Source organism: Acidovorax sp. LjRoot38 (assembly GCF_964252975.1).
GTDB classification, from domain to species: domain Bacteria; phylum Pseudomonadota; class Gammaproteobacteria; order Burkholderiales; family Burkholderiaceae_C; genus Acidovorax; species Acidovorax facilis.
Genome location: NZ_CAXUPT020000005.1, coordinates 424,504 through 443,998 on the forward strand (window position 1 = coordinate 424,504; position 19,495 = coordinate 443,998).

Sequence of the window (19,495 nt, forward strand, 5' to 3'; positions counted from 1 at the left end):
CGGCGAGAACCGCAGGTGCGGGATCGGGTCGCGCAGTAGGCCAATGCACCCATTTTTTAGGCTTCTTGGGCGTTGAACATGCTTTTGGCATAGGTGATGCCCAGGCCATAGCCGCCGCCGAACTTCTTGGCGATGCCCGTCGTCATGTCGTACGTCTCGCCCCGCGCCCAGTCGCGCTGCAGCTCCAGCAGGTACTGCAGGGCCGTGATGGGCCGCGCGCCGGCCTGCACCATGCGCTCCATGGCGCGGTTGTGGGCTTCGGCCGAGATGTCGCCGCTGGCGTCGGCGATCACATACACCTCGAAGCCCTGGTCCAGCGCCGACAGTGCCGGGCCCACGATGCACACGCTGGTCCACAGGCCGGCCAGCACGATGCGCGGCTTGCCGATGGCGTTGACCCGTGCGATCACGGCCTCGTCTTCCCAGGTGTTCATGGAGGTGCGGTCCAGCAGCGCCTGGCCGGGGAACGGTGCGGTCACTTCCTCGAACATGGGGCCGCTGAAGCTCTTCTCAGCCACGGTGGTGAGGATGGTGTCCACGCCAAACCCGGCGGCCGCGCTGGCCACCAGGCCGGCGTTGGAGCGCAGCGTGATCGCATCGATGGAGTGCGTGGCAAAGGCCATCTGCGACTGGAAGTCGATCATGACCAGGGTGTGGTCGCCGGCGTTGAGCAGCGTGGCGCCGGGCTTGGCGTAGGCGACGGGGCGGGCGGTGGCGTTGGCTGCGGCGGTCGTGTTGGCGTTGGTCATGGTGAACTGCCTGGAAATTGAAGATGAAGGACGTCGAGAAAAACAAAAAATAGACAAGGCAATGCGGCGGGCCGGAGCGCAGGTGATGGGCGGCATCGCCCACCCACCCACTCCTCAGGGCCCTCCATTCGCTCAGTGCGGCATCGTGGGCAGCTCGTTGGGCCGCAGGTCGAACACCAGCACCTCGGCGCCTTCGCCGTTGGCAAAGCGCAGGGCCCCAGCGTCGCGGATGCGGGCGCCGTCGCCTTCGGACAGACGCTCGCCGTTCACGTCCAGGCTGCCGCGGGCCACGTGGACATACACGTTGCGGCCCGGGCCCACGTCCAGATCGGCCGCCTCTTCGCTGCCGTCGAACAAGCCGGCGTACACCCGGGCGTCCTGGTGCACGGCCAGCGATCCGTCGGCCCCCTCGGGCGAGATGATCTGGCGCAGGCGGCCGCGCTTGTCGGCCTCGCTGAAATGCACCTGCTGGTAGCGGGGTGCGGCGCCGCGGGCACCGGGCACGATCCAGATCTGCAGGAAATGCACGGGCTCAACGCCTGAGTGGTTGAACTCGCTGTGGCGCACGCCGGTGCCGGCGCTCATCATCTGCACGTCACCGGGGCGGATGACCGAGCCCGTGCCCATGGAGTCCTTGTGCTCCAGCGCGCCTTCCAGCACGTACGAGAAGATTTCCATGTCGCGGTGCGGGTGGGTGCCAAAGCCCTTGCCCGGGGCCACGCGGTCGTCGTTGATGACCAGCAGGTCGGAGAAGCCTTGCTGGTTGGCGTCGTGGTAGTGGCCGAACGAGAAGGTGTGGCGCGAATGGAGCCAGCCGTGGTTGGCGTTGCCGCGGTGTTGGGCTTTGCGGATGTCGAGCATGGTGCAGGTCCTTTCTTCGTCGATGTGATTCACACTGGGAGGTTTTTGCCTCACCGCCCTATTCATCAAGGCTTCAGTGCTGCGGTGAAGAAAGTATCTCGCGCCGTTCCGGGGCGTATGCTGAAAGGTTTTCCAACTCATCATCGATAATTTCGATGATGCAGATCAAGGAATTGGGCCATGTTGAAACTCACGCTGGAAGCCATTGAAACCATCGACGCCATTGCCCGCCACGGCTCGTTTGCAGGTGCCTCCGAGCGGCTGCACAAGGTGCCGTCCACCATCTCGTACGCCGTGAGCAAGCTGGAAGACCAGCTGGGCCTGGCCCTGTTCACCCGCAACGGCCCGCGCGTCACGCTCACCCCTGCCGGCCAAGAGATGCTCAAGGAGGGGCGCTGGCTGCTGGCCGCCGCGCAGCAGCTCGAATCGCGGATGCGGCAGATCGCCACGGGCTTCGAGTCCGAGCTGCGGCTGATGCACGACTCGCTCATCCCCACGCACGCGTTCAACCAGGACATCTGCGCGTTTGAAGACCTGCACTGCGGCACCCGACTGCGCATCAGCAGCGAAGCCTTGACAGGCACCTGGGAGGCGCTGCGCGAAGGGCGCGCAGACATCGTCGTGGCCGCAGGCGAAGGCCCAGCGGGGGGTGGCTACAAGGCGGTGGCCGTGGGCAGCCTGGCCTTCGCTTTTTGCGTGACGGCCACACACCCGCTGGCCAAGCTGCAGCGGCCGCTCACGCGCAGCGACTTGCTGGAACACACGGCCGTGGTGGTGGGCGACGGGGCGCGCTCGCTGAACGACCGCACGGTGGGGTTACTGTCAGGCCAGCGCCGTATCACCGTGCCATCGATGCAGGCCAAGATCGCTTGCCAGGCCGCAGGTCTGGGCCACGGTTTTGTGCCCCGCGCCTGTGTGCGCGTGGAGCTGGAGACCGGCATTCTGGTGGAGTTGCAGGTGGAGGAGCCCCGCCCGGACGAAACCTTCTGGCTGGCCTGGCGACCCGAGCACATGGGCGAGGCACTCAAGTGGTGGCGCCACCGGCTGGACCGCCCGCTGTTGCCAGGCATCCTGCCGTATTGAATGAAGCGAGAGCGTTGCGTGGGCTGGCGACAGGCATCACCACACGATCACTTTCAATTGGATAGCTGCTTGCGCTGATGGATAAAGCGCTGGCTGCCCTTTTTGCTTCCAATGTGGAACACGGATAACCCGGTGCGTCCACCCGGCGCAAATATGGGGCCGAAGCCCCTTTTCCTCATCAACCCAATTGCTTGAGCAAGGCATGGGCGCCCTGCTCGGACGATGCCGGGTTCTGCCCTGTGATCAGCGTGCCATCGGTCAGCACATAGGGTGCCCAGTCAGGGCCTTTGGAATACACACCACCGTTGGCCTTGAGCATGTCTTCCACCAGGAAGGGCACGATCTGGGTCAGCTGCACAGCGTCTTCTTCGGTGTTGGTGAAACCCGTGACCTTCTTGCCCTTCACCAGGGGCGACCCGTCGGGCGCCTTGGTGTGGCGCAACACGCCGGGTGCGTGGCACACCAGCGCCAGCGGCTTGCCGGCCGCAAAGGTCTTTTCGATGAGGGCAATGGACTGCGCGTCTTCGGCCAGGTCCCACAGGGGGCCGTGGCCGCCGGGGTAGAACACGGCGTCAAAGTCCTCGGCCTTCACGCTGGACAGGAGCACGGTGCTGGCCAGCTGCTGCTTCGCTGAAGCATCGGCCTTGAAGCGGCGCGTGGCATCGGTCTGGGCGTTTTCGTCGTCGCTTTTGGGGTCCAGGGGCGGCTGGCCACCGTGAGGCGATGCGAGCGTGATCTGCACGCCTGCATCCTTGAACACGTAGTACGGTGCCGCAAACTCTTCCAGCCAGAAGCCCGTCTTTTTGCCGGTGTCGCCCAGTTGGTCGTGGGACGTCAGAACCATGAGGATGTGTGCCATGGAGGTCGCTTTCGTTGTGGGGATTGATCGGAAAAAGCAAACCACCACCGTACCAGCCATAGGGCCCGTTGTCCCGCGATGCAGGCAGGTTTGCGGCATTGGCTTACAGGACGGTACTACCGCGCTGTAAGCCCCCCAGCATCTCAGCGCAGCTGCCTGGCCAGGAACTCCGCCACCTCGTTCTCCAGCGCGGCGTGGTACGCCACGCGGTCAAAGCCTTCGGGGTTGGCGGCGGCGTCTCCCGCCTCGGACGCCAGCGGCCAGACAGACTGGGCCATGAAGGCGAAGTGGCCTGCACCCGGCACGGTGTTGGCCTGTGCAGACGGCAAATTCGCCGCCACATAGCCGCCGTGGTAGAGGCCCACAAGCACGACATCGCGCTCGGCCAACATCAGCCGCACGGGTACGCTGATAGCCTTCAGGCTGTGGGGCGTGAACACCACCCCCATGGGCGCCATGGCCACCACGGCGCGGATGCGGGGGTCTGCCACCGAGACCAGCGGACCATCGAGCGCGGGGGCGCCGGCCTGTGTGGATACCGCGGTGGCGGCCGCAGGGGCCTCCTTGGTAGTCTGGGTGGTCTGGCCACGGGCGGGCAGCTTGCCCAGGCTACAAAAGCCGGGGTCGTCCGACACGCTGCGGCAGTGCTGCGCCGCACGGGCCGGTTCGGCCTGCGCACCGGCCAGGGCCAGCACGGTGTAGCCGCCTGCCGAATGGCCCACGGCGCCAATGCGCCCGGCCGGAATGCGGGGGCCCCATTCGGGGCTGGCCAGCAGTGCGTCCAGCACGCGGCTTACCTGGCGGGGGCGCTCGCTGAAATAGCGGCCCGAGGTGATCATCGACCGGTCTTCCCAGTTGTCGCCCGGATGGCGCAGCGCTGCCACCAGATAGCCGTCGGCCGCCAGGCGCGTGGCCAGGTTGTGGTGGCCCAGTTCATGGCCGCCCGTGCCGTGCGAGATGAGGATCAGGCCCTTGAGGGGCGCGGTTGCCACCGGGGCGCCCGGCGTGACCACGGGCCGCCAGGGCCCCATGGGCTGGGTGCGCGCCACCACCGGGGTGGGGTAGAACAGCGCCACGGTCACGGGCTCTGCGCCCGGTACCACCAGGGTGCGCAGACCGGCGTACTGGGCCGATGCCGGTGTGGCCCAGGCCAGCATTGCCACAAAAGCTGCCAGCAGCGGGGCACGGGCGTTGCGCCACGCGGAGCGGAGGGCCAGGATGAGGATGAGGGTCACGGTGCGCCTTTCGTCAGATGCCACCCAGAGAGGTGGCTTGACGGCACTGTAGGTGGCACAACCGGCGGGCTCCAGCGCCCTGCGACGAAACGCTGCTGCGCGGCGCGAAATGCAGCGCAGGCGGGGCGAGCAGGAGAGAGGGCCGAGACCCCCTCCCTCCCCGCCCACTAGCATTTACAGCGCAGCTTCGAGGATGCGGCGGCTCACAGCCGGGGTGATCTCGCGCTGCTCGCCCAGGGTCACCATGCCATGCGCTTCGAGCTGCGCCACCACGGCGCCCACGATGTCGGCGCCCAGGCCGTAGCCCGACAGGCGCGTGGCGATGCCCATGCTTTCAAAGAAATCGCGCGTGCGCTCGATGGCGGCGGTGATTCGTTCGTCCTCGCTGCCGGTGGTGATGCCCCACACGCGCTCGCCGTACTGCAGCAGCTTGGCGCGCTTGGCCACCCGGCGCTCGTTCAGCAGCGCGGGCAGCACGATGGCCAGGGTGCGCGCGTGGTCGATGCCGTGCAGCGCCGTCAGCTCGTGGCCGATCATGTGCGTGGCCCAGTCCTGCGGCACGCCCGCACCGATCAGGCCGTTGAGCGCCATGGTGGCGGCCCACATCAGGTTGGCGCGGTCGTCGTACACAGGCTCGGGGGCGGTCAGCAGGCGCGGGCCGATCTCGATCAGCGTCTGCAGGATGCTTTCTGCAAACCGGTCCTGCACGGGTGCGTTGACCGGGTAGGTCAGGTACTGCTCGACCGTGTGCACAAACGCATCCACCACGCCATTGGCCAGTTGCTGGGGTGGCAGGGTGTAGGTCTTGGTGGGGTCGAGCACCGAGAACACCGGGTAGGTGTGCACGCTGCCAAACGACAGCTTGGCGCCCTTGGCGCGGTGGGTGATGACGCCGCCGTTGTTCATCTCCGAGCCCGTGGCGGGCAGCGTGAGCACGGAACCAAACGGCATGGCGCCCTTGATGTTGCGGCCGTGCTTTTCGAGGATGGCCCAGGGGTCATCGCCTTCAAAACGGACAGCGGCCGCGATGAACTTGGTGGCGTCGATCACCGAACCGCCACCCACGGCCAGCAAGAAGTCAAACCCGCCTTCGCGGATCTGCGCCACGGCCTTCATGGAGGTCTCGTAGCTCGGGTTGGGTTCGATGCCGCTGAAGGTGGCGTGCTGGCGCTCGCCCAGCGCGGCGCGCACCTCGGCCAGGGTGCCGGTCTTTTCGGCGCTGGCACCGCCCGCCAGGATCAGCACCTTGGCGGCAGCGGGCACGAGCTTGGCCAGGTCGGCAATGCGGCCCTGGCCGAAGGCGATGTGGGTGGGGTTGTGGAAGTCGAAATTCAGCATGGGGGTCTTTCTGGGCGAGGCCGGCGCATGCGCCGTTGGGGGTCGCATTGTGCGGCGCACCCGCGCCCCGGCGGCGTCGCGTGGGCGATAGCCCTGCGGCCGCCGCGCTCATCCCGGGCCCGTCAGCGAAAACCGGCAATCTGGTGCACGGTGTCCGCCAGCCGCTGGGGTTGCGAGAAATACGCAGAGTGGCTCGCCTCGATGGATGACACCGTGGCGCAAGGCGAGGCCGCGATCATCTTGCGCTGCAGCTCGATGGTCACGGCCCGGTCCTGCGTCAGCTCGATGTAGTGCCGGGGCACGCTGCCGTAGCGCGGCGCCGTCAGCGCAAGCCGGGTGAGTGCGGGCAGCGAGGGCTCGGGCGTGAGCAGCGCCTGGGCCAGCGCCACGTCGGCATCCGAGCAATCGGCGTACAGCGCGGGGCGGTAGGCCTCGGGCGCCAGCTGGTCGGTCAAGGTGCTGCGGCTGACATGGATGTGGCGCGCCACCAGCGAGGTCTTGTCCTGGCGGAAGAAGTCCGTCACCCGCTCGCCATGGCGCAGCATGTAGGCGGCCAGGTAGGTCACACCCACCAGCTTGTGGTGCCGCAACTCGGCCACTGTGGACGCCACAATGCCGCCCCGGCTGTGCGCCACGATGAGCGCCGGGCCATCCAGCGCATCGAGCACCCGGCACACATGCGCCGCCATGGCCGAGAGCGTGGTGCGCCCCCGCGCCACCCGCCAGTGGCGGCCATGGGCGGGCAGGTTAGGCACATGCACCTGGTGCCCCCGGGCCTGCAGCAGCGGGACCACTTTGTGCCAGCACCAGGCGCCATGCCAGCTGCCGTGCAAAAGAACGATATTCATGAAGATGCCTTTGGGTCTTGGGGAGAAATGCTGGGCGCCAGTTGCGCCGCCAGGCGGGCGAGCGATGGCTTGGCGCCCCACTCCGACCGGAGCGTAAAACCGCCCCGCCCCAGGCACTCGCTGAATCCGGACCACCGATTGGCGGCCGGCGGCACGCCCCCTCCCTCTCCTCCCTCTCCCGCGACCCACCAAGATCAGAAGGCGACCTCTTGCTGCGGCTGCTGCGCCTGCAGCCGCGTGGCCATGAAGTCACGCAGCGCGCGCACCAGCGGCGTGAGCTGCCTGCGGCTGGGGGCCACCAGAAACAGCGGGACCGCCTCCGTGGTCCAGTCGGTGCACAGTGGCACCAGACGGCCGGCGGCCAGGTCGTGCGCCACGTCAAAGTACGACTTGTAGGCAATGCCCCGGCCCAGCACGGCCCAGCGGCGCACGGCATCGCCGTCATTGGCCACGTTGTGGCTGCGCACGCGCACCTGCGCCTCCTGGCCCGCCGCATCCCAGAACCGCCAGCGGTCGTGCACATCCTCGCCCAGCATGAAGCACAGGCAGTCATGGTCCACCAGCGCATGCGGGGTGGGGGGCGCGCCGTGGGCCGCCAGGTAGGCCGGCGCCGCACACAGCACGCGCCGGTGCTCGGCCGCCAGCGGCAGCGCCACCAGGCCCGAATCCTGGGGCTTGCCATAGCGAAAGGCGGCGTCCACCGGCTCGCTGTACACGTTGGCCATGCGGTCCGACAGTTGCAAACGCACGGTGATGCCGGGGTGCTGGGTCTGGAACGCATCCAGCCAGGGCAGCAGCACATTGCGCCCCAGGTCCGACGGCGCCGCCAGCTGCAGCGTGCCACTCAGCGCACCCGCCCTGCCGCTGGCCAGCTGCCCCTGCACCTGCTGCAGCGCAGCCAGCGCGGGGCGGCAGTGCTCCAGAAACAGCGAGCCCTCGGGCGTGAGCCGCAGGCTGCGCGTGGAGCGCACGAACAGCAGCACGCCCAGCTCGGCCTCCAGCCGCTTGAGTGCCGCGCTGGCCGCTGCCGGGGTCAGGTCCAGCGCCCGGGCCGTGGCCGACAGGCTGCCGCTGTCCACAGTGCGCACAAAGATGTCAAGGTCTTGCAGGCTTTTCATGTCTTGGTCGTGGCGTTGAGCTGGCCATCTTCAAATTTTCTTTGAATATTCATTCAATAGGCAGCCTATTAAAAAATAAACAAGACAAAGCGACCATACAAGCCTGTCCAGCCCACTCCACAAGCTTTGACCATGACCCGCCCTGCCACAGCTCCCCTTTTTGCCCCTTTGGCGCTTGGCCCCCTCACCTTGCCCAACCGCATGGTGATGGCGCCCATGACCCGGGCTCGCAGCACCCAGCCCGGTGACGTGCCCAACGCGATGATGGCCACCTACTATGCCCAGCGGGCCAGCGCCGGGCTCATCGTGAGCGAGGCCACCCAGATTTCGCGCCAGGGCCAGGGCTACAGCTTTACGCCAGGCATCTACACCGAAGCCCAGGTGCAAGGCTGGCGCCGGGTGACGGATGCCGTGCACACCGCTGGCGGCCGCATGGTGCTGCAGTTGTGGCACGTGGGCCGCATGTCGCACCCCAGCTTTCACGCCGATGGCCTGCCCGTGGCGCCGTCCGCCTTGTCGCCCGAGGCCAAAGTCTGGGTGGTGGGCGACGACGGCGTGGGCCGTATGGTCGATTGCCCGGTGCCGCGGGCGCTGGGCACCGCGGAGATCGCGGGTGTGATCGACGACTTTCGGCGCGCCGCTGCCAACGCCATGCGGGCAGGCTTTGACGGGGTGGAAATCCACGGGGCCAACGGTTACCTCATCGACCAGTTCCTGCGCACCACGTCCAACCATCGCACAGATGCCTACGGCGGCACCATGGACAACCGCACCCGCTTCGCCCGCGAAGTGGCCGCCGCCGTGGCCAGTGAGGCGGGCGCCGAGCGCACCGGCATGCGCCTGGCCCCGTTCATCACCCAGCGCAACATGAACTGCCCCGAGATCATTCCGACCATGCTGCACCTTGCGCGCCAGCTGGACACGCTGGGCCTGGCCTACATCCACCTGGCTGAGGCCGACTGGGACGATGCCCCCAGCATCCCCGATGACTTCCGCCAGGCCTTGCGCAATGCCTACAGCGGCCGCGTGATCGTGGCGGGCAAATACACGCCCGAGCGCGCGCAGCAGATCCTGTCATCCGGCATGGCAGACCTCGTGGCCTTTGGCCGCCCCTTCATTGCCAACCCCGACCTGCCGGCGCGCTACGCCGCCGGGCTGCCCCTGGCCGCATTTGACCCTGCGACCTTGTTCGGCGGCGCCGAGCAGGGCTACAGCGACTACGCCCCTGCCCGCGCAGCCGCTGAGGATGCGGCAACCGCCGCTCTGGCGTAGCCCCTCCGCCATCGCACTTTTTCCCGATCACCAATCCACCGACACACAAGGACCCGCCATGAAAGCCATCGGCTACCAAACCGCCCACCCCATCGACCACCCCGAGTCGCTGCTCGACATCACCCTGCCCGACCCGGTGGCCACGGGCCGCGATCTGCTGGTGGAAGTGCACGCCGTTTCGGTCAACCCCGTGGACACGAAAGTGCGCAAAAGCAGCTCACGCAGCGGCGACGGGCCCGACTACAAGGTGCTGGGCTGGGACGCCAGCGGCATCGTCCGCGCCGTGGGCCCGGAGGTGACACTGTTCCAGCCCGGCGACCGCGTCTGGTACGCGGGCTCCATCGCACGCCAGGGCACCAACAGCGAACTGCACCTGGTGGATGAACGCATCGTGGGCCATGCCCCCCAATCGCTGGACTTTGCCGAAGCCGCCGCGCTGCCGCTGACCACCATCACCGCGTGGGAGCTGCTGTTTGACCGCCTGGGTGTGGCCCCTGGCAAGCAGCCCACCCACAAGACCCTGCTCGTCATTGGCGCGAGCGGCGGCGTGGGCTCCATCCTCACGCAGCTGGCGGCGCGGCTCACCAGCCTCACGATCATCGGCACCGCATCGCGCCCCGAAACGCAGCAGTGGGTGCGCGACCTGGGCGCCCACCACGTCATCGACCACAGCCAGCCGCTCACTCAAGAGCTGGCCCGCATCGGCCACCCCACGGTGGACATCGTCGTGAGCCTCACGCAGACCGACGCACACTTCGATCAGATCGTCGAGGCCATTGCGCCCCAAGGCCAGTTCGCGCTGATCGACGACCCGGTGTCGCTCGACGTGACGAAGTTCAAACGCAAGTCGGTGTCGCTGCACTGGGAGCTGATGTTCACCCGCGCACTGTTCGGCACCGCCGACATGATCGGCCAGCACCGCCTGCTGACCGAGGTGGCTCAGTTGGTGGATGCGGGGCTGATTCGCACCACGCTGGACCAGCGCTTTGGCACCATCAATGCCGAGAATTTGAAACGCGCGCATGCGCTGATCGAGAGCGGCAAGGCGCGGGGCAAGCTGGTGCTGGAGGGGTGGGCCTGAAGAACTGCGGGCCATGCAGGGGGCGTAGCACCACCCGCGCGGCAGATTGTGTGTCGGACTGAAAAATACTGTATTTATAAACAGTCTTTCAGGTATAAATCAGGGCAACCACAACCCGAGGAGACCTCCCATGCTGGACCACATGACCTTCCGCGTCACCGACATCGCACGCACCAAGGCGTTCTACACCGCCGCCCTTGCGCCTTTGGGCTACAGCCTGTGTTTTGAGGGCAACTACGGCTCGAACATGCTGGGCTTTTCCTACCCGGCGCCGTCCGAGCCCGACGGCAAGAAGGCGGATGTGTGGTTCATCGATGGCCCCTCGCCCTACGGCGGCCCGCCCGCCACCACGGGTTGCCACCTGGCGTGGCGGGCCACCACGCGGGCCCAGGTCGATGCCTTCTACCGCGCCGCCATCGAAGCCGGGGGCCAAGACAACGGCGCCCCGGGCCTGCGGCCCGACTACCACCCCCACTATTACGGCGCATTTGTCATCGACCCCGAGGGCAACAACATCGAGGCGGTGTGCCACCTGCCGGAGTAAGAAACACCGCTGCACCCTCCGCAGAGGGCGCGTCGCCAAGCGAGTGCACCCGTGGAACTGGCTTTGCCAGGCCACCGGGTGCGTCCCCCTGGGGGGAAGCGGCGCAGCCGCTCAGGGGGGTCAGTCGAGTTTCACGCCTGCCGCTTTGATGATCTCGCCCCAGCGCTTGGACTCGGAGCGTGCCATGGCGCGGAACTGCTCCGGCGTGCCGGGCAGGGCTTCCATGCCGAAGTCGGCCATGCGCTTGACCACGGCGGGGTTGAGCAGGGCCTTGTTCAGGTCGCCGTTCAGGCGCGCCGTGATCGCAGCGGGCAGACCGGCGGGCGCCAGGATGCCCTGGAACGCAAACACTTCGGTGTTGGGCACGCCCGCCTCGGCCAGCGTGGGCACGTCGGGCAGCGCGGCCACGCGCTTGGCCGAGCCAATGGCCAGCGCACGCACCTTGCCCGAGGTGATGACGGGCAGGCCAGCGGCCAGGTCCAGGAACATGCAGGGCACCTGGCCGCCCATCACGTCCTGCAGCGCGGGCGCGGCGCCGCGGTAGGGAATGTGGGTGAGGAAGGTCTTGGTGCGGTTCTTGAACATCTCCATCGCCAAGTGGTGTGGCGAACCATTGCCGGGCGATGCGTAGTTGAGCTTGCCGGGGTTGGCGCGCGCGTAGGCGAGGAATTCCTTCACCGTCTTGGCTTCAAACGCCGGGTGCACCACCAGCGCCAGCGGAAAGCGGCTGATGCCGCCCACGTAGGTGAAGTCCTTTTCAGGGTTGAACGGCAGCTTGGTGAACAGGTGTTCGTTGTAAGCCAGGATGGCGTTGTCGGCCGACATGAAGGTGTTGCCGTCGGGCTTGGCCGTGGCCACCATCTGGCCGCCGATGTTGGTGGAGGCGCCAGGGCGGTTGTCCACCACGATCTGCTGGCCCAGCGTCTGGCGCATGGCCTCGGCCACGGTGCGGGCCAGCACGTCGGTGCCGCCACCGGCGGGGTACGGCACCACCCAGCGCAGGGGCTGGTCGGGCCAGGCGGACTGGGCGGCGGCCCAGGGCGCGGCGGTAGTAGCGCCTGCGGCGGCCAGGGCGGACAAGAGGGTACGGCGTTGCATGGGGTTGTCTCCTTGATACTATGAATTTGATAGCTGCAAGCGCATGTTCCTCTAGCGCATGCAGCCGTTTTTATTCAGATTTTGCTCTGCCGGGCCTCAGGCGGCCGGTGAGGCAATGGTCTGGTCGATGGCGCCAAAAATGCTGGCGCCGTCCTTGCCTTTCACCTCGATGCGGATGGTGTCGCCAAACTTCATGAAGTCGGTACTGGGCTTGCCGTCCTGGATGGTTTCGATGCAGCGCTTTTCGGCGATGCAGCTGTAGCCCTTGGGCCATTCCATGCGGCCGTTCTGCTCCACGCCCTTGTTGCTCACGGTGCCGCTGCCCACGATGGAGCCGGCGCGCACGTTGCGCGTCTTGGCGATGTGGGCAATGAGCTGGCCGAAGTGGAAGGTCATTTCAGGACCCGCGTCGCACATGCCGACCTTGCGGCCGTTCCAGGTGGACTGCACGGTGAGGTTGACGCGGCCGTGGTCCCAGGCGTCGCCCAGCTCGTCCAGTGTGACGGCGACGGGGCCGAAAGCGGTGGCGGGCTTGCTCTGGAAGAAACCGAAACCCTTGGCCAGCTCGGCCGGGATCAGGTTGCGCAGGCTCACGTCGTTGGCAATCATCACCAGGCGGATGCCGTCCAGCGCCTGGTCGGCGTTGGTGCCCATCTTCACGTCGCCAGTGATGACGGCGATCTCGGCCTCGAAGTCGATGCCCATGGCTTCGCTGGGCACCACGACATCGTCGCAGGGGCCGATGAAGTCGTCGCTGCCGCCCTGGTACATCAGGGGGTCGGTGTAGAAGCTTTCGGGCACTTCGGAGTTGCGCGCTTTTCGCACCAGTTCAACGTGGTTGATGTAGGCCGAGCCGTCCGCCCACTGGTACGCGCGGGGCAACGGGGCCATGCACTGGGCGGGGTCAAACGGAAAGGCGTGGCGCGCGCGGCCGCTGTTGAGCTGGTCGTACAGGTCCTGCAGCTGGGGCGAGATGAAGCCCCAGTCGTCCAGCACCTGCTGCATCTTGCCGGCAATGCCGGTCGCATAATGGGCCGTTCCAAGGTCGCGGGAGACGACAACCAGTTGGCCGTCGCGCGAGCCGTCTTTGTAGGTAGCGAGTTTCATGGTGGCAGGACCTTTGTCTCAAGGGGTTGAAGGTTTCACCCAACACGAATTACGCTTGGGTAAATTGATTTAACTAAACAAAACTCGCAAATTTTAGTGCACATGGACAAAGAACGTGCAGGAATTCAATCGGTCGAGGTGGGTTTTGCCCTGCTGGAGGGGCTGACACGCTCGCGCGGACCGCTGATGCTCAAGGATGTGGCCGCCTCGGCGGGCATGAGCGCGGCCAAGGCGCACCGTTATCTGGTGAGCTTTCAGCGCCTGGGCCTGGTCACGCAAGACCCCCGCACCGCGCGCTATGACCTGGGCCCGGCCGCACTCAAGCTGGGGCTGGCCTCGCTCACACGGCTCGATGGCGTGCGCCTGGCCCGCGAACGCATGCCCGCGTTGATGGAAACCATCGGTCACACGCTGGCGCTGGCGGTGTGGGGCAACCACGGCCCCACCATCGTGCACTGGGAGGAATCGCCCCAGGCTGTCACTGCCAACCTGCGCCTGGGTGACGTGATGCCGCTGTTGTCGTCGGCCACCGGCCGCTGCTTTGCGGCGCACATGGCGCCTGATGTGGTGGCGCCGCTGCTCAAGGAGGAGCTGGCCCGCGCCGTGAAGATGCGCCGCACCGACCTGCCCTCGACCATGACCGAGGTCAATACCCTGCTCGCCGAGGTACGCGAACGCGGTGCCGCGCGGGTGGTAGATACCTTGCTGCCCGGCATCGTGGCGTTCTGCGCACCCGTGTTTGACGCGGACGGCCACCTGGAGTTGGGCATCACCACGCTGGGCTCGATTGCCACCTTCGACCCCGAGTGGGGCGGCGCCATCGACGCGCCGCTGCGCGCGGCTGCGGCCCAGCTCTCCAGTGATCTGGGCGCGGGCAGCGCCTGACGGCCCCGGCACGCAGGTAGATGCCACGGCGCGCGCTGTTTCTCATCACAGTCCTGGTGCTGGCCCTGCACTGGCTGGTGCTGAGCGGCGTGCCGCTGGCTTGGGACAGCCCCCGGTCGCCTGTCGGCAAAGTGTTCAGCACGCGCAGCATTGCGGCCCCCCCGCCACCCGCTGCCGCTGTGGCAGCTGTGGCAGCCGTTGCCCCAATTGCGGCGAAACCTGCGGTCGCGCCCAAGCCGCCCGCGCGCCCCAAACCACAGGCACGGGCAACACCCCAGCCCCCGGCCGCCCTGGCGCCACCCCCTGCATCCCCCTCCACCGAGGCCACGGCCCCCAGCACCGAGGCGGGTGCAGACGTCGCGCTGGCCGCCCCCGCCGAAGCTGTCTCGACCGTTGTGGAGGAAACGCTCCCCACAACGGCAGCCTCCCCTGCATCGGCACCAGCCCAGGCATCATCAGCGCCTCTCCCCTCTGAAGCCACAACAGGCGTGGACATCGCCCCGCCCGGGGCTGGCACGGACCACACGCCCAACACGGCACCACCGCCTGTGCGCCTGCCCCCGCCTACACGGCTGGCGTTTGACGTGAGTGGGCAGGCCAAGAAATTTGCCTACAGCGCCCGCGCCGAGCTGCTGTGGCAGCACGATGGCAGCCGCTACGAGGCGCGGCAGGAGATCAGCGCGTTTTTGGTTGGCACCCGGGCGCAGCGCAGTGTGGGTGCGATCACGGCCCAGGGGCTGCTGCCGGAGCGGTTCTCGGACCGGTCGCGCAGCGAGCAGGCAGCGCACTTCGACTACACCAAGAGCCGGGTCACCTTCAGCGCCAACACGCCGGACGCCACCGTGGGCCCGGGGGTGCAGGACCGGCTGAGTGTGTTCATCCAACTCGGTGCCCTGCTCGCCGCCGATCCCGCCCGGTTTGTGACCGGCACCCAGATCACGCTCACCACGGTGAGCGCGCGCAGCGCCGACCGCTGGACCTTCACCATCGAGGGTGCAGAAACACTGGACCTGCCCGCAGGCGCCACGCCCACCCTCAAGTTGCAGCGCCTGCCCCGCAAGGACTACGACCAGAAGGCCGAACTGTGGGTGGCCCCCGCACTGGGTTATCTGCCAGTACGCATCAAGCTGACCCAAGCCAACGGCGACTTCGCCGACCTGCAACTGAGCCGCAGCGGCCCGCCTTGATGGTCTGGAGGGGTCTTGTTAAAAAGTGTTGCGCAGGAGCGCCATCCCACCAAAATAGACCCGCGAAACCGGAAGCACCGGGTTTTCATGAAATACTGCATCGGCAAGGGAACAAAAGCCACGGGCTTTGCCTGTGCCACTTGAACTCTGCGCACCCGCTGTCATCTGACATCTATATCGACAAGGGGAACACGATGCACATGCTCTACGACTCAGAATCTTTCGTGGTGGTCCACATGCTGCCCGACGCCGTGGAGAAAAAGAGCGCCCAGGTGCTCAACGACACCGCCCCCGCCGTTCCCCAGCTCGCGCGCCACGGCTTTGAAATCGTGGACAAGCGCTCCGGCAAAGAGGTGTACCTGGACGGTTCCTGGGCCGAGATGTTCCAGGAGCAGATCCTGGCCTGGCAGCGCGACACCCCCACACAGGAAGAAGTGGAAGACGCGCTGGACCGCTATGCGGGCCTGGCACAGAACCCGGTCGTGGTGCACTGACCGCATCCTCCACAGCAGCCATCCCTGGATGGCCCAGGAGGCCCAGATCGGTCTCCTCCATTCTCGGCAGACTGGGGCAGCGCCCCCAGTTGTCACACCTCAATCACCTCGGGCGGCAGCCCCTGCAGGTGCCGATCATGCATCGCCAGATAGGCAGCCTCGATATCACGCGCAAACTGGTGGGTGTTGAACAAGGGGGACTGGGCTTTTTCCGCTTGGAGTTTGTCGCGCAGCGCCTTCAGGCGCGCAGGGTCCTGGGCGAGCGAGATCGCCAGGGCTTCGTATTCGGCAGCGCTGTGGGTCACAAGCTCCGGCAGGCCCACAGCATGTAGCAGGCTGGCCGCCACTCGCGCCGCAAACGATTCTCCCAGCCGCGTGAGCACCGGCAGACCCGCCCACAACGCATCGCTGGCCGTGGTGTGAGCGTTGTAGGGCAAGGTATCCAGAAACAGGTCGGCCAACCGGTGGCGCGCCAGATGCTCGCCCAGAGGCAGGCGCTGTGCAAACACCAGCCTCTCGGCCGCCACGCCGCGCGCCTGCGCCTCACGCCGCAGGCTGTCCTCCACAGCAGGGTTGTCTGCCAGAAGCCACAGAACGCTGTCAGGCACCCCTTGCAGAATGCGCATCCAGCTGTCGAATACCTGCGGGAGGATCTTCTGGTTGTTGTTGAAACAGCAGAACACGCTCCCCGTGGCAGGCAGCCGCGCATCTTCCCTGGTAAACATCCGGTCACTGATCGCGCGCTGCGAGTCGTTGACCTGGTAGCTGTGCGGCAGGTAGACGAGTTTTTCGGTGAAATGGCGCCGCGCGTCGGGGGGCACAACCACCTTGTCGGCAATCACGTAGTCCATATAGTCTGCCCCGGTCGTCCCCGGGTAGCCCAGATAACCGGCCTGGATGGGGGCGCAGCGGTGGGCAAAAATGCCAAAGCGGCAGCCCGTGGTGAAACCCATCAGGTCAATGGCGATGTCGATGCCCAGCTCCCGCGACAAGCGGGCGATATCGATCTCGCTGCGCTCGCGCACGTCAATGAAATGGTCGAAACCTGCAACCAGACGCGCGCGCATGGCATCCGTCGCGGGAGGTCCGAACGAAAACGCAAACCACTCGAAGCGTTCACGGTCATGGACTTCGAAAAGCTGCGCTATCAGATACGAAGTGGCGTGGCCGTGGAAATCCGCAGAGTAGTAACCGACCCGGATCTTGCCTGCGCCAGCACGCGCAAGGATGGGCCCCAGGACGGTGGATTCAGGAAAATCCTGCTGTACGGAAGCTTGTGCCGCCTGCTTGTGCAACTCGGGCGAGTCGAACAACGAAAGCGCGATGAAGGGTTTCACACCCAGCTCACCGGCCCGGATGCTCCGCTCACATTGCGCCATGTCGTCTGCCAAGTGCCCCCAATCGCCGGTCTTGAGCCTGCAGCTCGCAAGATACCCGAGCAGATACTTCGCATCTGGCTTGAGGCGATACACCTGCGTGTAGTCGGCCACGGCGTCCTGATGCCGGTTGAACCGGATGTGCAAATTGGCGCGGTTGTAGTACAGGTCTGGCCTTTCAGGCGCCAGCCGAATCGCTTGGTCGTAGACGGCAAGTGCTTCTGCATACCGCCCCGCCTCCAGCAACGAAAGGGCTAGAAACGCCAGGATCTCCACGTCGAGTGGGCTCAGTTGGGCAGCCTTCTGAAAAGCCTGTACCGCATTGGACAGTTGGAAAAGGCTGCGCTGCGCGATCCCCAGGTTCTTGTGGGCTTGAACCAGTTTGTCATTGCCCTGAATGGCGGCCTCGAAGTGCGCAATGGCCTGCGTCCACTGCTCCTTTTGCGCCAGGATCGCCCCCTTGCCGTTATGGGCTTCGGCGTGCTGAGGCCTCAGTGCAATAACCTGATCGAAACATTTCAGGGCCTCGTCCGAACGGCCGGCATCGGCGTGCAGCATGCCCATGTTCTGGCACGCGTCCACGTCCTGGCCGTCCAGGGCAAAGGCCTGTTCATAACATTTCAGCGCCTCGTCCAGCCGCTCCATCTGGCGCAGGGCATTACCCTTGTTGTTATGGGCGGCAGCCAGTCTGGGCTGAAGGGCGATGGCCCGGTCGTAGCTTGCAATGGCGTCTTCGGGCCGCGACAACTCCTTGAGCGTGATCCCCTGGTTGACGTAGGCTTCTGCGAAATCTGGGCGCAGGCTGGTGGCACGCTCAAAATGCGCCAGTGCTTCGTCATGGCGCTTCAAAGCGCTCAAAGCCAGCCCACGATTGATGTGGGGCGCAGCATCGTCCGGAGCCAGCTTGATGGCCTGGCCGATCAGGTCCACCGCAATTTGCAAGTGACCCGCCTGGTACGCCAAAACGCCTTGCATGTGCAGGGCGCCAACGTTTTTGGGGTCATTCTTCAAAATGGTGTTGTAGAGCTGGTTGGCCTGCGCAATAGCGCCCTCCCGGTGTGCTCGCATGGCCTGGTCCAACCACGCAGCCAGTTGGGCTTTTGTCACTTGGGGAGGGCGTATTCCGAAGTTGTAGTGAATGCTCATGATCCAGGGTGTGCAGCGGATAGAAACGCGGAACGGCCGTCACCAGGACAACCCTCCAGCGCCAATAAAAGGGAGATTGTGACGCGAGCGCCCCCTCGGTCAGATCGCCGCTGCCGGATAGATGCGCCGGTACAGCGGGCCTACCAGCATCAGCACCGCCATCAACCGGCATACCTGAAACGCTGTGACCACGGGCACGCCCAATTGCAGCACCTTGGCGGTAATCGCCATCTCCGTGATACCGCCCGGCGAAGTACCCAGCAGCAAGGTGACCCAGGGCAACCCCGTGGCCCAGGCCAGCAGGCCCGCGAACAACGTGCACGCCCCCATCAACACCAGCGTACCGGCGGCTACGGATACGAGCCAGCGGGGAGCCGTGCGCAGGAAATCAGCCCGAAAGCGCACTCCGAGACTCACACCGATCACCAGTTGCGCTGCGTTCACCATGGCCGCCGGCACGGCGGACAGGCTGATGCCCGCCATCGTGAGCGCCATGGACACGAGCATGGCGCCCATGAACCAGGGGTTGGCACGGCCCAGCCGGTCCATCACCAGGGCACCAGCACCCGTCAGCAGCGCCATCAGCGCCAAGCCGGGCCAGTCCACCGCCCGCACGGTGGGCGGCAGAATGTCCAGGCCATGCAGACCGCTCCACTGCAAGGCAAAGGGAATCGTCACGGTGACGATCAGCAAGCGCAGGCTGTGGCTCGCTGCAACCAAGTCGGTGCGTGCGTTCTCGCGCTCGGACAGCAAGGTCATCTCGGACGCAGCACCAATTGCACCGGCGAAGTAACTGGTGGCGCGCAGCATGGGTGCAGGCACACCGTGCATGCGCGGTGCATGCAGCCTGTACAGCCAGGCACCGAACAGCCAGCCGAGAAAAAGCGCCCACACGATGCCCAGCACGATGGCCCACCACAGCCCGCTGATCAGCGCCGCCACCTGGGGTGTGAAATAAAGGCCCAGCGCTGCGCCAATGGTCCACTGCCCGGCATTGCGCAGTGGCCCCCAGCTCTGCGTAGGGCCGCCAGCGATCGACACGACGGAAGTCGCCAGCAACGGGCCGATCATCCAGGGCAAGGGCGTGTGCAGAGCCACGCAGCCGACTGCGGCGGCAAGGGCCAGAACAAGTGTTGCAAGAACGCGAAAGAGAGAATTCACAGGCATGGTGAAAGTGAGACGGCATCAGTCGATGGCCAGTACACCCTACAGCC

18 protein-coding genes are annotated in these 19,495 nt (G+C 66.2%); 7 read left to right on the plus strand and 11 right to left on the minus strand.

Features of this window, described 5'->3' with window-relative positions; genetic code table 11:
* Positions 1-56: 56 nt before the first annotated feature.
* Both ACSQ22_RS12035 and ACSQ22_RS12040 read right to left on the minus strand, forming a co-directional pair.
* On the minus strand, positions 57-749 hold the full coding sequence (locus tag ACSQ22_RS12035) for a hydrolase (protein WP_436130418.1): 693 nt from the start codon (positions 747-749) through the stop codon (positions 57-59).
* A gap of 132 nt (positions 750-881) precedes the next feature.
* Positions 882-1,610, minus strand: coding sequence for a pirin family protein (locus tag ACSQ22_RS12040; RefSeq protein WP_436130419.1), 729 nt, complete (start codon positions 1,608-1,610; stop codon positions 882-884).
* A 180-nt stretch (positions 1,611-1,790) separates the two neighbouring features.
* On the opposite strand from ACSQ22_RS12040, the gene ACSQ22_RS12045 reads away from it, so the two are divergent.
* Entirely contained in the window at positions 1,791-2,693 is a 903-nt protein-coding gene (locus tag ACSQ22_RS12045; protein ID WP_121422074.1) for a LysR family transcriptional regulator, read from the plus strand.
* 178 nt (positions 2,694-2,871) lie between these two features.
* Here ACSQ22_RS12045 and ACSQ22_RS12050 read toward each other — a convergent pair whose 3' ends face one another.
* The 5 genes from ACSQ22_RS12050 to ACSQ22_RS12070 all read right to left on the minus strand — a co-directional run bounded on the left by ACSQ22_RS12050 (position 2,872) and on the right by ACSQ22_RS12070 (position 8,091).
* On the minus strand, positions 2,872-3,552 hold the full coding sequence (locus tag ACSQ22_RS12050; RefSeq protein WP_436130420.1) for a type 1 glutamine amidotransferase domain-containing protein: 681 nt from the start codon (positions 3,550-3,552) through the stop codon (positions 2,872-2,874).
* Between the two features lie 143 nt (positions 3,553-3,695).
* A complete protein-coding gene (locus ACSQ22_RS12055) occupies positions 3,696-4,787 on the minus strand; it encodes an alpha/beta hydrolase family protein (RefSeq protein ID WP_436130421.1) in 1,092 nt (363 codons plus the stop codon).
* Positions 4,788-4,961: 174 nt separating this feature from the next.
* Positions 4,962-6,125, minus strand: coding sequence for an iron-containing alcohol dehydrogenase (locus ACSQ22_RS12060; protein WP_436130422.1), 1,164 nt, complete (start codon positions 6,123-6,125; stop codon positions 4,962-4,964).
* A 122-nt stretch (positions 6,126-6,247) separates the two neighbouring features.
* Entirely contained in the window at positions 6,248-6,973 is a 726-nt protein-coding gene (locus ACSQ22_RS12065; RefSeq protein WP_436130423.1) for an alpha/beta fold hydrolase, read from the minus strand.
* A 194-nt stretch (positions 6,974-7,167) separates the two neighbouring features.
* On the minus strand, positions 7,168-8,091 hold the full coding sequence (locus tag ACSQ22_RS12070; RefSeq protein ID WP_436130424.1) for a LysR family transcriptional regulator: 924 nt from the start codon (positions 8,089-8,091) through the stop codon (positions 7,168-7,170).
* Positions 8,092-8,223: 132 nt separating this feature from the next.
* On the opposite strand from ACSQ22_RS12070, the gene ACSQ22_RS12075 reads away from it, so the two are divergent.
* The 3 genes from ACSQ22_RS12075 (at position 8,224) to ACSQ22_RS12085 (ending at position 10,988) form a co-directional block, all read left to right on the plus strand.
* On the plus strand, positions 8,224-9,363 hold the full coding sequence (locus ACSQ22_RS12075) for an alkene reductase (RefSeq protein WP_436130425.1): 1,140 nt from the start codon (positions 8,224-8,226) through the stop codon (positions 9,361-9,363).
* 58 nt (positions 9,364-9,421) lie between these two features.
* Positions 9,422-10,444 carry a zinc-binding alcohol dehydrogenase family protein gene (locus ACSQ22_RS12080; RefSeq protein ID WP_436130426.1) on the plus strand — a complete coding sequence of 341 codons (1,023 nt, stop codon included), beginning with the start codon at positions 9,422-9,424 and terminating at the stop codon, positions 10,442-10,444.
* 130 nt (positions 10,445-10,574) lie between these two features.
* Positions 10,575-10,988: a VOC family protein gene (locus tag ACSQ22_RS12085; RefSeq protein ID WP_436130427.1), complete on the plus strand. Its 414-nt coding sequence runs from the start codon at positions 10,575-10,577 to the stop codon at positions 10,986-10,988.
* A gap of 120 nt (positions 10,989-11,108) precedes the next feature.
* On the opposite strand, the gene ACSQ22_RS12090 is transcribed toward ACSQ22_RS12085, so the two are convergent.
* Together ACSQ22_RS12090 and ACSQ22_RS12095 are read right to left on the minus strand one after the other, a co-directional pair.
* Positions 11,109-12,086 (minus strand): Bug family tripartite tricarboxylate transporter substrate binding protein, encoded by a 978-nt coding sequence (locus ACSQ22_RS12090; RefSeq protein WP_056745756.1) that lies wholly within the window; start codon positions 12,084-12,086, stop codon positions 11,109-11,111.
* 96 nt (positions 12,087-12,182) lie between these two features.
* Entirely contained in the window at positions 12,183-13,193 is a 1,011-nt protein-coding gene (locus ACSQ22_RS12095) for a fumarylacetoacetate hydrolase family protein (protein WP_436130428.1), read from the minus strand.
* A 102-nt stretch (positions 13,194-13,295) separates the two neighbouring features.
* Between ACSQ22_RS12095 and ACSQ22_RS12100 the strand changes: the two genes are divergently transcribed.
* From ACSQ22_RS12100 to ACSQ22_RS12110, 3 genes are all read left to right on the plus strand, one after another.
* Positions 13,296-14,078, plus strand: a complete 783-nt coding sequence (locus tag ACSQ22_RS12100) for an IclR family transcriptional regulator (RefSeq protein WP_436130429.1) — start codon at positions 13,296-13,298, stop codon at positions 14,076-14,078.
* Between the two features lie 20 nt (positions 14,079-14,098).
* Entirely contained in the window at positions 14,099-15,265 is a 1,167-nt protein-coding gene (locus ACSQ22_RS12105; protein WP_436130430.1) for a DUF3108 domain-containing protein, read from the plus strand.
* Positions 15,266-15,459: 194 nt separating this feature from the next.
* A complete protein-coding gene (locus ACSQ22_RS12110) occupies positions 15,460-15,759 on the plus strand; it encodes a BTH_I0359 family protein (protein WP_055392879.1) in 300 nt (99 codons plus the stop codon).
* Between the two features lie 92 nt (positions 15,760-15,851).
* Here the strand turns inward: ACSQ22_RS12110 and ACSQ22_RS12115 are convergent, their stop codons facing one another.
* Both ACSQ22_RS12115 and ACSQ22_RS12120 read right to left on the minus strand, forming a co-directional pair.
* Positions 15,852-18,203, minus strand: a complete 2,352-nt coding sequence (locus tag ACSQ22_RS12115; protein ID WP_436130431.1) for a tetratricopeptide repeat protein — start codon at positions 18,201-18,203, stop codon at positions 15,852-15,854.
* Positions 18,204-18,380: 177 nt separating this feature from the next.
* Complete coding sequence (locus ACSQ22_RS12120; RefSeq protein ID WP_431151644.1) at positions 18,381-19,448, minus strand: AbrB family transcriptional regulator; 1,068 nt, start codon at positions 19,446-19,448, stop codon at positions 18,381-18,383.
* Positions 19,449-19,495: the final 47 nt, after the last annotated feature.

What these genes read in the sequence shown, in the direction of transcription:
- ACSQ22_RS12100 (WP_436130429.1), top strand. Translation starts at nt 13,296, where the DNA reads ATGGACAAAGAACGTGCAGGAATTCAATCGGTCGAGGTGGGTTTTGCC.
- ACSQ22_RS12065 (WP_436130423.1), bottom strand. Translation starts at nt 6,973, where the DNA reads ATGAATATCGTTCTTTTGCACGGCAGCTGGCATGGCGCCTGGTGCTGG.
- ACSQ22_RS12095 (WP_436130428.1), bottom strand. Translation starts at nt 13,193, where the DNA reads ATGAAACTCGCTACCTACAAAGACGGCTCGCGCGACGGCCAACTGGTT.
- ACSQ22_RS12040 (WP_436130419.1), bottom strand. Translation starts at nt 1,610, where the DNA reads ATGCTCGACATCCGCAAAGCCCAACACCGCGGCAACGCCAACCACGGC.
- ACSQ22_RS12120 (WP_431151644.1), bottom strand. Translation starts at nt 19,448, where the DNA reads ATGCCTGTGAATTCTCTCTTTCGCGTTCTTGCAACACTTGTTCTGGCC.
- ACSQ22_RS12050 (WP_436130420.1), bottom strand. Translation starts at nt 3,552, where the DNA reads ATGGCACACATCCTCATGGTTCTGACGTCCCACGACCAACTGGGCGAC.
- ACSQ22_RS12080 (WP_436130426.1), top strand. Translation starts at nt 9,422, where the DNA reads ATGAAAGCCATCGGCTACCAAACCGCCCACCCCATCGACCACCCCGAG.
- ACSQ22_RS12060 (WP_436130422.1), bottom strand. Translation starts at nt 6,125, where the DNA reads ATGCTGAATTTCGACTTCCACAACCCCACCCACATCGCCTTCGGCCAG.
- ACSQ22_RS12035 (WP_436130418.1), bottom strand. Translation starts at nt 749, where the DNA reads ATGACCAACGCCAACACGACCGCCGCAGCCAACGCCACCGCCCGCCCC.
- ACSQ22_RS12115 (WP_436130431.1), bottom strand. Translation starts at nt 18,203, where the DNA reads ATGCGAGCACACCGGGAGGGCGCTATTGCGCAGGCCAACCAGCTCTAC.
- ACSQ22_RS12045 (WP_121422074.1), top strand. Translation starts at nt 1,791, where the DNA reads ATGTTGAAACTCACGCTGGAAGCCATTGAAACCATCGACGCCATTGCC.
- ACSQ22_RS12090 (WP_056745756.1), bottom strand. Translation starts at nt 12,086, where the DNA reads ATGCAACGCCGTACCCTCTTGTCCGCCCTGGCCGCCGCAGGCGCTACT.
- ACSQ22_RS12085 (WP_436130427.1), top strand. Translation starts at nt 10,575, where the DNA reads ATGCTGGACCACATGACCTTCCGCGTCACCGACATCGCACGCACCAAG.
- ACSQ22_RS12110 (WP_055392879.1), top strand. Translation starts at nt 15,460, where the DNA reads ATGCACATGCTCTACGACTCAGAATCTTTCGTGGTGGTCCACATGCTG.
- ACSQ22_RS12105 (WP_436130430.1), top strand. Translation starts at nt 14,099, where the DNA reads ATGCCACGGCGCGCGCTGTTTCTCATCACAGTCCTGGTGCTGGCCCTG.
- ACSQ22_RS12075 (WP_436130425.1), top strand. Translation starts at nt 8,224, where the DNA reads ATGACCCGCCCTGCCACAGCTCCCCTTTTTGCCCCTTTGGCGCTTGGC.
- ACSQ22_RS12070 (WP_436130424.1), bottom strand. Translation starts at nt 8,091, where the DNA reads ATGAAAAGCCTGCAAGACCTTGACATCTTTGTGCGCACTGTGGACAGC.